Annotated in this window: 12 protein-coding genes and 1 other RNA gene; 9 read left to right on the top strand and 4 right to left on the bottom strand. The window is 61.1% G+C overall.

Annotated features, from left to right (window positions below):
- Positions 1-20: 20 nt before the first annotated feature.
- The 4 genes from QRN33_RS03535 to QRN33_RS03520 form a co-directional block, all read right to left on the bottom strand.
- On the bottom strand, positions 21-599 hold the full coding sequence (locus QRN33_RS03535) for a BON domain-containing protein (RefSeq protein WP_024014250.1): 579 nt from the start codon (positions 597-599) through the stop codon (positions 21-23).
- A complete protein-coding gene (locus QRN33_RS03530; protein WP_042608379.1) occupies positions 596-1,189 on the bottom strand; it encodes a phosphoheptose isomerase in 594 nt (197 codons plus the stop codon). Before QRN33_RS03530 ends, QRN33_RS03535 begins: the two co-directional genes overlap by 4 nt.
- Positions 1,190-1,290: 101 nt before the next feature.
- A complete protein-coding gene (locus QRN33_RS03525; RefSeq protein ID WP_065616614.1) occupies positions 1,291-1,653 on the bottom strand; it encodes a YraN family protein in 363 nt (120 codons plus the stop codon).
- Positions 1,653-3,464 (bottom strand): penicillin-binding protein activator, encoded by a 1,812-nt coding sequence (locus QRN33_RS03520; RefSeq protein ID WP_064364298.1) that lies wholly within the window; start codon positions 3,462-3,464, stop codon positions 1,653-1,655. Before QRN33_RS03520 ends, QRN33_RS03525 begins: the two co-directional genes overlap by 1 nt.
- 177 nt (positions 3,465-3,641) lie before the next feature.
- Between QRN33_RS03520 and rsmI the strand changes: the two genes are divergently transcribed.
- From rsmI to mraY, 9 genes are all read left to right on the top strand, one after another.
- Positions 3,642-4,547: a 16S rRNA (cytidine(1402)-2'-O)-methyltransferase gene (rsmI, locus tag QRN33_RS03515; protein WP_016773267.1), complete on the top strand. Its 906-nt coding sequence runs from the start codon at positions 3,642-3,644 to the stop codon at positions 4,545-4,547.
- 73 nt (positions 4,548-4,620) lie between these two features.
- Positions 4,621-4,974, top strand: an RNA gene (rnpB, locus tag QRN33_RS03510) — RNase P RNA component class A.
- 402 nt (positions 4,975-5,376) lie between these two features.
- A complete protein-coding gene (gene mraZ, locus QRN33_RS03505) occupies positions 5,377-5,832 on the top strand; it encodes a division/cell wall cluster transcriptional repressor MraZ (RefSeq protein WP_007917012.1) in 456 nt (151 codons plus the stop codon).
- Positions 5,829-6,776, top strand: a complete 948-nt coding sequence (gene rsmH / locus QRN33_RS03500; protein WP_042608376.1) for a 16S rRNA (cytosine(1402)-N(4))-methyltransferase RsmH — start codon at positions 5,829-5,831, stop codon at positions 6,774-6,776. The genes mraZ and rsmH overlap by 4 nt, the downstream gene beginning before the upstream one ends.
- On the top strand, positions 6,773-7,066 hold the full coding sequence (ftsL, locus tag QRN33_RS03495; protein WP_016773269.1) for a cell division protein FtsL: 294 nt from the start codon (positions 6,773-6,775) through the stop codon (positions 7,064-7,066). Before rsmH ends, ftsL begins: the two co-directional genes overlap by 4 nt.
- Positions 7,066-8,805, top strand: coding sequence for a peptidoglycan D,D-transpeptidase FtsI family protein (locus QRN33_RS03490; RefSeq protein ID WP_172667898.1), 1,740 nt, complete (start codon positions 7,066-7,068; stop codon positions 8,803-8,805). Before ftsL ends, QRN33_RS03490 begins: the two co-directional genes overlap by 1 nt.
- The gene (locus tag QRN33_RS03485) at positions 8,805-10,268 is read left to right on the top strand and encodes a UDP-N-acetylmuramoyl-L-alanyl-D-glutamate--2,6-diaminopimelate ligase (RefSeq protein ID WP_039761379.1); all 1,464 of its coding nucleotides are present in this window, start codon (positions 8,805-8,807) and stop codon (positions 10,266-10,268) included. The genes QRN33_RS03490 and QRN33_RS03485 overlap by 1 nt, the downstream gene beginning before the upstream one ends.
- Complete coding sequence (locus QRN33_RS03480) at positions 10,261-11,628, top strand: UDP-N-acetylmuramoyl-tripeptide--D-alanyl-D-alanine ligase (protein ID WP_042608374.1); 1,368 nt, start codon at positions 10,261-10,263, stop codon at positions 11,626-11,628. Before QRN33_RS03485 ends, QRN33_RS03480 begins: the two co-directional genes overlap by 8 nt.
- Positions 11,628-12,710 (top strand): phospho-N-acetylmuramoyl-pentapeptide-transferase, encoded by a 1,083-nt coding sequence (gene mraY, locus QRN33_RS03475; protein ID WP_016773275.1) that lies wholly within the window; start codon positions 11,628-11,630, stop codon positions 12,708-12,710. The genes QRN33_RS03480 and mraY overlap by 1 nt, the downstream gene beginning before the upstream one ends.
- The last annotated feature ends 4 nt before the right edge of the window (positions 12,711-12,714 follow it).

Below are 12,714 nucleotides of genomic sequence, written 5' to 3'. Positions count from 1 at the left end.
TTTGTGCCTGACGTTTGCGGTCAGTCGATGTATTCGAACAGCTTCACGATCTTCTGCACACCGGACACACCCTGAACGAGATTGGTCGCCTGAGTGGCTTCCTGTTTGGTCAGCAGGCCCAGCAGGTAGACGATGCCGTTTTCGGTCACGACCTTGATGCGCGAGCCGGGAATGCTGGCGTCGGTGAGCATCTGCGTCTTGATCTTGGTGGTCAGCCACGCATCGTTCTGACGGGCGAGCAGGGAGGACGGTTGCAGCACTTGCAGCTCGTTGTGGACTTTCTTCACGCGCTGGACGTTGGCGGCGGCTTGTTCAGCCTTGGCCTTAAGGTCCTCGCGTGGCGTCTGGCCGGCGAGCAGGACGACACCGTTGAAGCTGGTGATGACGATGTGTGAATCGTTGTCCAGGGCCGGGTCGGCCTTGGCGATGTTCACGCCCGCCTTGGTTTCGATCAACGAGTCGTCGATCTTGCTGCCGAAGGTGCGCGTGCCACGGTCGTCTTCGATCGGCGCTTCACGGCTGGCATTCACCACCGAGGTGCAGCCGCTGATGCCGAGGCACAGTGTCAAGGCCAGAAGGCCAAGGCGATTAGGGGTCATTCTTCACTCCCGAACAGTTGGCTGTCGATCAGATCGCAAAGGCAATGGATCGCCAGCAAGTGGACTTCCTGAATACGTGCAGTGACGTAGGCCGGGACGCGAATTTCGACGTCCTCGGGCAGCAGCAGCGACGCCATGCCGCCGCCATCGCGTCCGGTCAAAGCTACGACAATCATTTCGCGATCATGTGCGGCCTGGATCGCTTGAATAATGTTCGCCGAATTACCGCTGGTCGAAATCGCCAGCAACACATCGCCTGGCTGGCCGAGGGCGCGGATCTGCTTGGAGAATACTTCGTTATAGCTGTAGTCGTTGGAGATCGAGGTGATCGTCGAGGTGTCAGTGGTCAGCGCAATCGCTGGCAGGCTTGGACGCTCGCGCTCGAAACGGTTGAGAAGTTCCGACGAGAAATGCTGAGCGTCGCCGGCCGAGCCGCCGTTGCCGCACGAGAGCATTTTGCCTTCGTTGAGCAGGGCGTTGACCATGATCTGGCTGGCTTGCTCGATGTGCGGTGCAACTACGTTCATCGCCTGTTCTTTGGTGTCGATACTGGCCTTGAAAAGCTGGCGAATTCGGGATTGCATGTCCATCTGTGTGACCTTAAGTGGCGCGGCTGTTCGGCACGTGAATGTGCAACCCGCAAAGCAAAGAGCAAAATGTGTCGGACGAAAACGGGGCAGCGAGCAGGCGATCAACTGTCGAAAGCATTCTGCAACCAGTTCAGCTGATCGGGGTGGCTTTCGATCGCCACCACATCGAAGCGGCAGGGGGAATTGGCCCAACGCGACTCGCGCTGAAGAAAATACTGTGCTGCATAGATCAGTTTCTGCTGCTTGCGCTCGTCGATACTGGCGAGCGCGCCACCCCATTGAGTGTTTTTTCTGTAGCGAACTTCAACGAATACTACTGTATCGCCATCAAGCATGACCAGATCAAGCTCGCCGCGTTTGCATAACCAGTTCTGCGCCAGCAGGCGCAGCCCGTGTTGTTGCAGATGTTCGAGCGCCTGGCGCTCGGCATCCTTGCCGCTTTGCGAGCGTGACCTGTCGGGCATCAGCGCGGCGTGTCCGGCAGGCGCTGTACCTGACCGCTGACGAACTGCGCCCAAGGCAACTGCCGCACAACGCGCTGTGTCTGGGTCATGCCGAGGCTGCCCGACTGACCTTCGATGCGGCTGTCCGGCAGGGCTTTGAGCTGGCCCAGGCGTGGAGCGAGACGGTAGGCATCGGCGCCCATGGCGTACAGGCGACCAAGGCTGCCGTTGGCTTGCGGCCATTGTGCAGTGACTTGCTGGCGCAGCGGATCGCTGGTTTCCAGGAGCCATGGGGTTTCGCAGAAGCGAATGCCGTTCATGTCGTTGTACTGGTTGACGTCGCCGCTGGCGCTGTAGACGTGGGAAGTCGCGTAGACCGGCACGTCACCGGCGTACTGGAAATTCAGGGTCGGTTTGATCTGCTGGGCTTGCTGCGGCGTCGCGGCGAGGAAGATGAATTCAATATCCTGACGGCGCGACGGCTGGGCGGCAACGTTAGTGCCGGCAACGTTCTGCAGGCTCTTGGCGCGGGCTTCGCTCTGACGCAGCTGGAACATGTCGGCAATCTGCTGGGCCAGTTGCACCGGCTGATCAACACGCTCGGTGGCAACGATGCTGCCGCCGTTGGCTTGCCAGTCCTGGCTGAAGGCGCGCAGAACGCGATCGCCCCATTCGCCCTTCGGCACCATGATCGCAGCGCGATGCAGACCATCGGCGCGGGCGCGACGGGACACTTCACGAGCTTCGTCTTCAGCCGCCAGACCGAACTGGAACAATTGCGCCGGGCCCTGCTCGCCTTCGCTGTAGTTCAGCGCAAGGGTGGTGATCGGCAGTTGCGGGCGAGTGCTCAGCTGTTTGACCAGGGGTTTTTCCAGCGGGCCAACCACCAGTTGCACGCCGTCAGCCTGAGCCTTGCGATAGAACTCGTCCATCGAGGTCAGTTTCGAACTGTCGTAGAACTCGATGGCAGGTGGGTTCTGCCCGGCCTGCTGCGCCTGATAATGCGCGGCCATGAAGCCTTCACGCAGTGCTTTGCCGACCGACGCCAACTGGCCGTCCTGTGGCAGCAGCAGGGCGATTTTGCTCAGTGGCTGGCTGGCCAGTTCCTTGAGTTTTGTCAGCGGCAGCGGCAGGTTGATTGCGGCTGGGTGCTTTGGATTCTGCGCGCGCCAGGTGTCGATCGCGGCTTGCTGCTGCTCCAGCGTACCGGCGGTTTTCACCGCTTGCGCCAGCGCCATCCAGCCGCCGAGATCATCGGTGGTGTTGGGTTGCAGTTGATCGGTTGGCAGCGAGGCGATCAGGGTCCAGATCGCTTCGTGGTTCTTGCTCGCCGCTTCGCCTTCCAGCATCGGCGCGATGAACACACGCTCGCGAGCAGCGGCGAGTGTCTGGCCATCAGCTTCAAGGGCGCGGGCGTGAACAGTGCCGGTGCGGACTTGCTGCTCTTGCGGCATTTCACCGAGCTTCTGGAAGCTTGGATGGCTCAGGGCAGTCAGCGCGGCTTTCGGCTGATTGCGGGTCATGGCCAGTTCGGCGGACAGCGTGTTGGCGAAAATCTGCTGGCCTGGCTTGAGTTGCTCCACCGGCACTTGTTGCAGGATTTGCGCGGACTGGCCGGCATTGCCTTGGCGGTAAGCCTGGTCCGCCGCGCTGAGGCGCAGCAGGGCGGCTTGTTCCGGGGTCTTGGCCTGGGCAGCCTGTTCGAGCAGTTGCTCGATGCTGGCGTCCGGAGTCCGTGGAAGTTCGCCAAGGCTGGAGGAAGGGGAGCTGGCACACGCGGCCAACAAGGCAGCGAGGCAGAGGGCAGTGAACAGCCGCAGGCAAGCGATCATGTAAGTGTTCCTGATACTCGATCAAATTAGCGTGGAATTGTACCCAAGCACTGGCCGGGGCGCGATGTTACTGGTGTGAATCGGTCAATTTAGCTGGCGTAAATGTTGCGCAAGCACACAACCGTGCGGAAAACCGCGCTCGGCTGGAGCGCATCGCAATCCTCCTGACGCGCTACAATGGCCGCTTTTACCGATCACGAGGTGTGCGCTTTGACTGCTCCAGGTCCTTTGAATTCCGCTGCTGGCTCGCTTTATGTGGTGGCGACGCCCATCGGCAACCTGGACGACATCAGCGCCCGGGCCCTGAAGATCCTCCGTGAAGTGGCGTTGATTGCGGCGGAAGACACGCGGCACTCGGCGCGTCTGATGCAGCACTTCGGTATCGGCACGCCGTTGGCCGCGTGCCACGAGCACAACGAACGGGATGAGGGTAGCCGCTTTATTACCCGGTTGCTGGCGGGCGACAACGTCGCGCTGATTTCCGATGCCGGCACGCCATTGATCTCCGATCCGGGTTATCACCTGGTGCGTCAGGCCCGTGCGGCCGGCATCAATGTGGTGCCGGTGCCGGGTGCCTGCGCGTTGATTGCGGCGCTGTCGGCGGCGGGATTGCCGTCCGATCGTTTCATCTTCGAAGGCTTCCTGCCGGCCAAATCGGTCGGGCGCAAGGCGCGTCTGGAAGCGGTAAAAGAAGAGCCGCGCACGTTGATTTTCTATGAGGCGCCGCATCGCATCCTTGAATGCTTGCAGGACATGGAAGCGGTGTTCGGTGGCGAGCGTCAGGCATTGCTGGCGCGGGAAATCACCAAAACCTTCGAAACCCTCAAAGGCCTGCCGCTCAGCGAACTGCGTGCGTTCGTCGAGTCCGACAGCAATCAGCAGCGCGGCGAGTGCGTGGTGCTGGTGGCCGGCTGGACCGCGCCAGAGTCGGAGGACGCGGTCAGCAGTGAAGCCATGCGCATCCTCGATCTGCTGCTCGAAGAAATGCCGCTCAAGCGCGCCGCCGCACTGGCAGCGCAAATCACCGGCGAGCGCAAAAACGTGCTTTATCAGGTGGCGCTGGATAAACAGAAAGGCGTGTAAGCCGTCGCCCATGGCGTTCCTGAGGGTTTTAGCGCTTGTTCTTCCGGCGCTCTGCCGTTAACCTTCTCGGCGGAGAGTCGATCGGACAGTCGCTGCCCTCTATGAAAATTAGGGGGGGGAGGAAAGTCCGGGCTCCATAGGGCGAAGTGCCAGGTAATGCCTGGGAGGCGTGAGCCTACGGAAAGTGCCACAGAAAATAACCGCCTAAGCGCGCAAGCGCCGGTAAGGGTGAAAAGGTGCGGTAAGAGCGCACCGCACGTCTGGCAACAGTTCGTGGCTAGGTAAACCCCACTTGGAGCAAGACCAAATAGGGTCCCAAGGCGTGGCCCGCGCTGGGACCGGGTAGGTTGCTAAAGATGTCCAGTGATGGCCATCGTAGACGAATGACTGTTCAAGACAGAACCCGGCTTACAGATCGACTCTCCACCTTTTTCTTTCCCTGCTTGAAACAAAGAAGACGCGGCTGTGTAATATCAGCCGGCCTGGTCTGAAATTCCGGCAGCGGCAAACGCGGTAATAGCCTTTTCCCACCTTGCTTCAATCAACAGCCGAAGCGCATTCGTAATACCGAAAAAATCTTACTCTTAACAAACTACTTTAACTTTCGAACGCAGCTTTCAGTGCTGTATCAGGTTATTGGTCAAAACTTCACGTCAGATTCTCGTTGAGCCTCCTTTTACGTCGCTAAATCTCCGTTCTGTAAGGCTTTTCCTTTAATCCGCGCCTTGACGGTGTGGTGGGCGCATTCCTATAGTGTGCGCAAGTGGCGGAAAGTGGCATGAAGTGGGTTTTTTGAGCTCAAAACGATAAAAATTGGAGAAACGCTGACGTGTTTCGCGGAGCTAACGCTATCAGTCTCGATGCAAAGGGCCGTCTCGCCATGCCGAGCCGGTACCGTGACGAGCTCGATTCGCGTAGTTCCGGCCAATTGATCGTGACCATTGATGCCGTTGATCCGTGTCTGTGTGTCTACCCGCTCGACGAGTGGGAAATTATTGAAACCAAGTTGCGCGCACTCCCTTCGCTTCGCGAAGAGAACCGTCGGCTGCAGCGTTTATTGATTGGCAATGCCGTCGACCTCGAACTCGATGGCAGTGGTCGTTTCCTGGTTCCGCCGCGTTTGCGCGAGTACGCCAAGCTGGACAAGCGCGCGATGCTGGTCGGCCAACTGAACAAGTTCCAACTGTGGGACGAGGATGCATGGAACGCGGTATCTGCCGCTGACCTTGCTGCTATTCAACAACCGGGCGCGATGCCTGATGAACTGCGTGATTTGATCCTGTGACTATTGATAGCGGCTTTAACCACATCACCGTACTGCTTGACGAAGCCGTCGAGGCTCTCGCCGTACGTCCTGATGGCTGCTATCTGGACGGCACGTTCGGGCGCGGCGGGCACAGCCGGTTGATCCTCAGCCAGCTCGGGCCGGACGGTCGACTTATCGGATTCGACAAGGATCCACAAGCGATTGCCACCGGGCAAGCGCTAGCGGCCGAAGACGGCCGCTTTGTCGTTGTGCAGCGCAGCTTTGCCGAGCTCGGTTCGGTGGTTGCCGAACAAGGCCTGACCGGCAAGGTCAGCGGCATTCTGCTCGACCTCGGCGTATCGTCGCCGCAACTTGACGACGCCGAGCGTGGCTTCAGCTTCCTCAATGACGGGCCGCTGGACATGCGCATGGACCCGTCCCGTGGCATCAGCGCCGCCGAATTCGTCAACACCGCGCCGGTGGAAGAAATCGCCCGGGTGTTCAAGGAATACGGTGAAGAACGTTTTTCCGGGCGCATGGCCCGAGCCGTCGCTGAGCGTCGTGACATCAAGCCATTCGAACGCACTGCCGATCTGGCCGAAGTGCTGAAAGTCGCCAACCCGGCGTGGGAAAAGGGCAAGAACCCGGCCACTCGCGCGTTTCAGGGTTTGCGCATTCACGTCAATAACGAACTGGGCGACCTGGAAGCCGGTCTCGACGCCGCCCTGGAAGCGCTGGAAATCGGCGGTCGTCTGGTGGTGATCAGCTTCCACTCGCTGGAAGACCGCATCGTCAAACTGTTCATGCGCAAGCTGGTGAAAGGCGAAGCCGACAACCTGCCGCGCAACCTGCCGGTTCGCCACGTCGCCTTCGAACCGAAAATCAAAGTCCACGGCAAAGCGCAGACGGCCTCCGACGCCGAGCTCAAAGCCAACCCACGTTCCCGTAGCGCCGTCATGCGTGTCGCGGAGAAGTTGCGGTGAGCAAGCTTTTCGCCAAGCCACTGCCCGGCGGCAGCTTTCTGATGCTGCTGCTGTTTATCGGCGTGCTGTTTTCGGCGATCGCCGTGTCGTACAGCGCGCACTGGAACCGGCAGTTGCTCAACACCCTGTACAACGAGCTCAGCGTGCGCGACAAGGCGCAGGCCGAGTGGGGCCGGCTGATTCTCGAGCAGAGCACCTGGACTGCGCATAGCCGCATCGAAGTGCTGGCGACCGAACAACTGAAAATGCACATCCCTGGCGCGGCTGACGTGAAGATGGTGGCGCCATGATGAAACTCGAAGGCGCACTGTTCCCGTGGCGCTTCCGCCTGATGGTGGCACTGCTCGGCCTGATGGTCGCGGCGATCTGCTGGCGCATCATCGACCTGCAAGTGGTCGACCGTGATTTCCTCAAGGGGCAGGGCGACGCACGCAGCCTGCGGCACATTCCGATTCCGGCGCACCGTGGCCTGATCACCGACCGTAACGGCGAGCCTCTGGCCGTCAGCACGCCGGTGACCACGCTGTGGGCCAACGCCAAGGAAATGCAGACTGCCAAAGAGAAGTGGCCGGCACTTGCCGCCGCGTTGGGTCAGGACCCGAAAGCCCTGAGCGAACGCCTTGAAGCCCAGGCCAACAAGGAATTCATTTACCTGGTGCGCGGGTTGACCCCCGAGCAGGGCCAGGCTGTGCTCGATCTGAAAGTGCCGGGCGTGTACGGCATCGAAGAATTCCGCCGCTTCTACCCGGCCGGTGAAGTCACCGCGCACATGGTCGGCTTTACCGACATCGACGATCACGGTCGTGAAGGCGTCGAGCTGGCCTATGACGAATGGCTGGCCGGGGTGCCGGGCAAACGACAAGTCATCAAGGATCGCCGTGGCCGGCTGATCAAGGATGTTCAGGTCACCAAGAACGCCAAGGCCGGCAAGCCCTTGGCGTTGTCGATTGACCTGCGTCTGCAATACCTGGCCAACCGCGAGCTGCGCAACGCGATCATCGAGAACGGCGCCAAGGCCGGCAGTCTGGTGATCATGGATGTGAAGACCGGCGAGATTCTGGCCATGGTCAACCAGCCGACCTACAACCCGAACAACCGTCGCAACCTGCAACCGGCGATGATGCGCAACCGCGCGATGATCGACGTGTTCGAACCGGGTTCGACCATGAAAGCCATTTCCATGAGCGCGGCGATCGAAACCGGTCGCTGGAAACCGAGCGACACCGTCGAGGTGTATCCGGGCTCGTTGCAGATCGGCAAGTACACCATCAAAGACGTGTCGAAGACCGAAGGCCCGGTGCTTGATCTGACCGGCATCCTGATCAATTCCAGTAACGTCGGCATGAGCAAGGTCGCCTTCGATATCGGCGGCGAAACCATTTTCCGTCTGGCGCAGAAAGTCGGCCTCGGTCAGGACACCGGCCTGGGCTTCCCCGGCGAACGCGTCGGCAATCTGCCGAACTATCGCGAATGGCGCAAGGCTGAAACTGCAACCTTGTCTTACGGCTACGGTATCTCCGTGACCGCAATCCAGCTGGTGCACGCGTTCTCGGCGCTGGCCAACAACGGCCGTCTCGCGCCGCTGACCCTGATCAAAACCGACAAGATGCCGCAGACCACGCAAGTGTTGCCCGAAGCCGTGGCGAAAACCATGCAGGGCATGTTGCAGCAAGTGATCGAAGCGCCGCGCGGCGTGTTCCGTGCGCAGGTTCCGGCGTACCACGTCGGCGGCAAGTCGGGTACTGCGCGCAAGACCTCGGTCGGTACCAAGGGCTACGCGGAAAACTCCTACCGTTCGCTGTTCGCCGGTTTCGGCCCGATGAGCGATCCGCGTTACGCCATCGTTGTGGTGATCGATGAACCGACCAAGGCCGGTTACTTCGGTGGTCTGGTCTCGGCGCCAGTGTTCAGCCGTGTGATGTCCGGCACCCTGCGCCTGATGAACGTGACCCCGGACAACCTGCCGACCACGCAACAGGCCAACGCCACCCCGGTCGTTCCGCTGAAAGCCAATGGAGGGCGCGGCTGATGTCATTAAGTCTGAACAAGATATTCCCCCACGCCGGCCACGATCTGTTGATCCGTGAACTGGCGCTGGACAGCCGCAACGTACGCGCCGGCGACCTGTTTCTCGCCGTGCCCGGCGGCCGTTTCGATGGCCGCGCGCACATTGCCGATGCCCTGCAACGCGGCGCGGCTGCTGTGGCTTATGAAGTCGAAGGCGCGACCGTGCTGCCAATCACCGACGTGCCACTGATTCCTGTGAAAGGTCTGGCGGCGCAGCTGTCGGACATCGCCGGACGTTTTTACGGTGAGCCGAGTCATCACCTGAACCTGATCGGCGTCACCGGCACCAACGGCAAGACCAGCGTGACCCAACTGGTCGCGCAGGCACTGGATCTGCTCGGTCAGCATTGCGGCATCGTCGGCACCCTCGGTTCCGGTTTCTATGGCGCGCTGGAAAGCGGCCTGCACACCACACCGAACCCGATTGCCGTGCAAGCGACCCTGGGTGACCTGAAAAAGGCCGGCGCCAAAGCCGTGGCCATGGAAGTGTCGTCCCACGGTCTGGATCAGGGGCGGGTTACCGCGCTGGCGTTCGACGTGGCAGTGATGACCAACCTGTCCCGCGATCATCTGGATTATCACGGCACCATGCAGGCGTACGCCGAGGCCAAGGCCAAGCTGTTTGCCTGGAATGACCTGAAGTGCCGGGTGGTCAACCTCGACGACGATTTCGGCCGGCAACTGGCGGCGGAGAAACGCGAGTCGCGTTTGATCACCTACAGCCTGCTCGACAGCAGCGCTTACCTGTTCTGCCGCGAAGCGCAGTTCGACGACCACGGCGTGCGCGCCACACTGGTCACGCCGCAGGGCGAACACCACCTGCGCAGCACGCTGCTCGGCCGTTTCAACCTGAGTAACGTCCTGGCCGCAGTCGGCGCCTTGCTAGGTCTGGATTACGCCCTCGACGAAATTCTCAAGGTGCTGCCGAAGCTCGAAGGCCCGGCCGGTCGCATGCAGCGTCTGGGCGGCGGCACGCAGCCGCTGGTGGTGGTCGATTACGCCCACACCCCGGATGCCCTGGAAAAAGTGCTCACCGCACTGCGCCCGCACGTCAAAGGCCAATTGCTGTGCCTGTTCGGCTGCGGCGGTGATCGCGACCGCGGCAAGCGTCCGTTGATGGCCGAAGTGGTCGAGCGTCTGGCCGATCAGGTGCTGGTTACAGATGACAACCCGCGCACCGAAGATCCTGCTGTGATTTTCGACGACATCCGCGCCGGTTTTACCGCTGTGGATAAAGTCACTTTCGTCGCCGGTCGCGGCCAGGCCATCGCGCAATTGATTGCCGGCGCGACCGCTGACGACGTGATTGTCCTGGCCGGCAAAGGTCATGAGGACTATCAGGAAATCAACGGCGTGCGCCATGCGTTTTCCGATCTGGTCGAGGCCGATCATGCCCTGACCGCGTGGGAGGTGGCCCATGCTTAAGGCCCTGACACTCAGCGAATTGACCAACGCGCTCGAAGCCCGTCTGATCGGCAACGATGCCAGTTTCAACGGCGTGAGTATTGACAGCCGCGCGATCCAGCCCGGCCAACTGTTCATTGCCCTGACTGGCCCGCGTTTCGACGGCCACGATTATCTGAATGATGTCGCTGGCAAAGGCGCCGTGGCGGCACTGGTCGAGCGCGAAGTCGCCGACAGCGCTCTGCCGCAACTGCTGGTCAAGGACACCCGTCAGGCCCTGGGCCAACTCGGCGCCTTGAATCGTGCTGCGTTCACCCAGCCAGTGGCAGCGGTGACCGGTTCCAGCGGCAAGACCACGGTCAAGGAAATGCTTGCGAGCATCCTGCGCACGCGCGGCCCGGTGCTGGCCACCCGTGGCAACCTGAACAACGACCTCGGCGTACCGCTGACCCTGATCGAACTGGCGCCGGAACACACCTCGGCTGTCATCGAACTGGGCGCCTCGCGTCTGGGCGAAATCGCCTACACCGTCGGGCTGACCAAGCCGCACGTAGCGATCCTGAACAATGCCGGCACCGCTCACGTCGGTGAGTTCGGCGGCCCGGAAAAAATCGTTGAAGCCAAAGGTGAAATCATCGAAGGCCTCGCCGCCGATGGGATCGCCGTGCTCAACCTCGATGACAAGGCTTTCGGTATCTGGAAGACCCGCGCGGCTGGCCGCCAGGTGTTGACCTTCGCCCTGAGCAACAGCGAGGCGAATTTCCATGCCAGTGATCTGGCCACCGATGCTCGGGGCTGCCCGGCGTTCAATCTGCACACGCCGGAAGGCAGTGAGCGCGTGCAACTGAACCTGCTCGGTACCCACAACGTCGCCAATGCTTTGGCCGCCGCCGCTGCTGCACACGCCTTGGGCGTGTCGCTGTTCGGCATCGCCACCGGGCTTGGTGCCGTGCAACCGGTCAAGGGCCGCACCGTCGCGCAATTGGCGAAAAACGGCATGCGCGTGATCGACGACACCTACAACGCAAACCCCACCTCGATGTGCGCGGCCGTTGATATACTCGCCGGCTTTTCCGGCCGCACCGTCCTGGTGCTCGGGGATATCGGCGAGTTGGGCGACTGGGCGGAGCAGGGGCACCGCGACGTGGGCGAGTACGCCCGAGGCAAGGTTTCCGCGCTCTACGCAGTCGGGCCGAACATGGTCCACGCCGTAAACGCTTTCGGTGAGCAGGCGCAGCACTTCGGCACACAGGCCGAGCTGATCCAGGCCCTCGCCGCCGAGCAGGACACAAACACCACCATTTTGATCAAGGGTTCGCGCAGCGCAGCGATGGAAAACATCGTTGCGGCTCTGTGCGGGTCCAGTCTGGAGAAACATTAATGCTGCTGCTGCTAGCGGAGTATCTGCAACAGTTCTACAAAGGCTTCGCGGTCTTTCAGTACCTGACCCTGCGCGGGATTCTCGGTGTGCTGACCGCGCTGGTTTTGTCGCTGTGCTATGGCCCGTGGATGATCCGTACTCTGCAGAACCGTCAGATCGGCCAATCGGTACGCAATGACGGCCCGCAATCGCACCTGTCCAAATCCGGCACGCCGACCATGGGTGGCGCGCTGATTCTGTCGTCGATCGGCGTCAGCACCTTGCTCTGGGCTGACCTGAGCAACCGCTACGTCTGGGTGGTGCTGCTGGTGACCCTGCTGTTCGGCGCCATCGGCTGGGTCGACGATTACCGCAAAGTCATCGAGAAAAACTCCCGTGGCCTGCCGAGCCGCTGGAAGTATTTCTGGCAGTCGGTGTTCGGCCTCGGCGCGGCGATCTTCCTTTATATGACCGCCGCAACGCCGGTGGAAACCACGCTGATCCTGCCGATGCTCAAGGACTACAGCATTCCGCTGGGCGCCGGCTTCATCGTGCTGACCTACTTCGTGATTGTCGGTTCGAGCAACGCGGTCAACCTGACTGACGGCCTCGACGGTCTGGCGATCATGCCGACGGTGATGGTCGGCGGCGGCCTGGGGATTTTCTGCTACCTGTCGGGCAACGTGAAATTCGCCGAATACCTGCTGATTCCCTACGTGCCGGGCGCGGGCGAACTGATCGTGTTCTGCGGTGCGCTGATTGGTGCCGGCCTCGGTTTCCTCTGGTTCAACACCTATCCGGCGCAAGTGTTCATGGGCGACGTCGGTGCACTGGCACTCGGCGCGGCGCTGGGCACCATCGCCGTGATCGTGCGCCAGGAAATCGTCCTGTTCATCATGGGCGGCGTGTTCGTGATGGAAACCCTGTCAGTGGTCATTCAGGTTGCCTCCTTTAAGCTGACCGGTCGCCGCGTGTTCCGCATGGCGCCGATACACCACCACTTTGAACTCAAGGGCTGGCCCGAGCCGCGCGTGATCGTCCGTTTCTGGATCATCACCGTGATTCTTGTCCTGGTCGGCCTTGCCACCCTGAAGCTGAGGTAGAACG

It is taken from the genome of Pseudomonas sp. FR229a, assembly GCF_030209115.1.
Lineage (GTDB): Bacteria > Pseudomonadota > Gammaproteobacteria > Pseudomonadales > Pseudomonadaceae > Aquipseudomonas > Aquipseudomonas moraviensis_A.
The sequence above is the reverse complement of the archived record's forward strand: the minus strand, read 5'-3'. Positions and strand labels throughout refer to the sequence as shown.

What these genes read in the sequence shown, in the direction of transcription:
- QRN33_RS03525 (WP_065616614.1), bottom strand. Translation starts at nt 1,653, where the DNA reads ATGCCCGACAGGTCACGCTCGCAAAGCGGCAAGGATGCCGAGCGCCAG.
- rsmI (WP_016773267.1), top strand. Translation starts at nt 3,642, where the DNA reads ATGGCCGCTTTTACCGATCACGAGGTGTGCGCTTTGACTGCTCCAGGT.
- QRN33_RS03535 (WP_024014250.1), bottom strand. Translation starts at nt 599, where the DNA reads ATGACCCCTAATCGCCTTGGCCTTCTGGCCTTGACACTGTGCCTCGGC.
- mraY (WP_016773275.1), top strand. Translation starts at nt 11,628, where the DNA reads ATGCTGCTGCTGCTAGCGGAGTATCTGCAACAGTTCTACAAAGGCTTC.
- QRN33_RS03530 (WP_042608379.1), bottom strand. Translation starts at nt 1,189, where the DNA reads ATGGACATGCAATCCCGAATTCGCCAGCTTTTCAAGGCCAGTATCGAC.
- QRN33_RS03480 (WP_042608374.1), top strand. Translation starts at nt 10,261, where the DNA reads ATGCTTAAGGCCCTGACACTCAGCGAATTGACCAACGCGCTCGAAGCC.
- QRN33_RS03490 (WP_172667898.1), top strand. Translation starts at nt 7,066, where the DNA reads ATGAAACTCGAAGGCGCACTGTTCCCGTGGCGCTTCCGCCTGATGGTG.
- QRN33_RS03520 (WP_064364298.1), bottom strand. Translation starts at nt 3,464, where the DNA reads ATGATCGCTTGCCTGCGGCTGTTCACTGCCCTCTGCCTCGCTGCCTTG.
- QRN33_RS03485 (WP_039761379.1), top strand. Translation starts at nt 8,805, where the DNA reads ATGTCATTAAGTCTGAACAAGATATTCCCCCACGCCGGCCACGATCTG.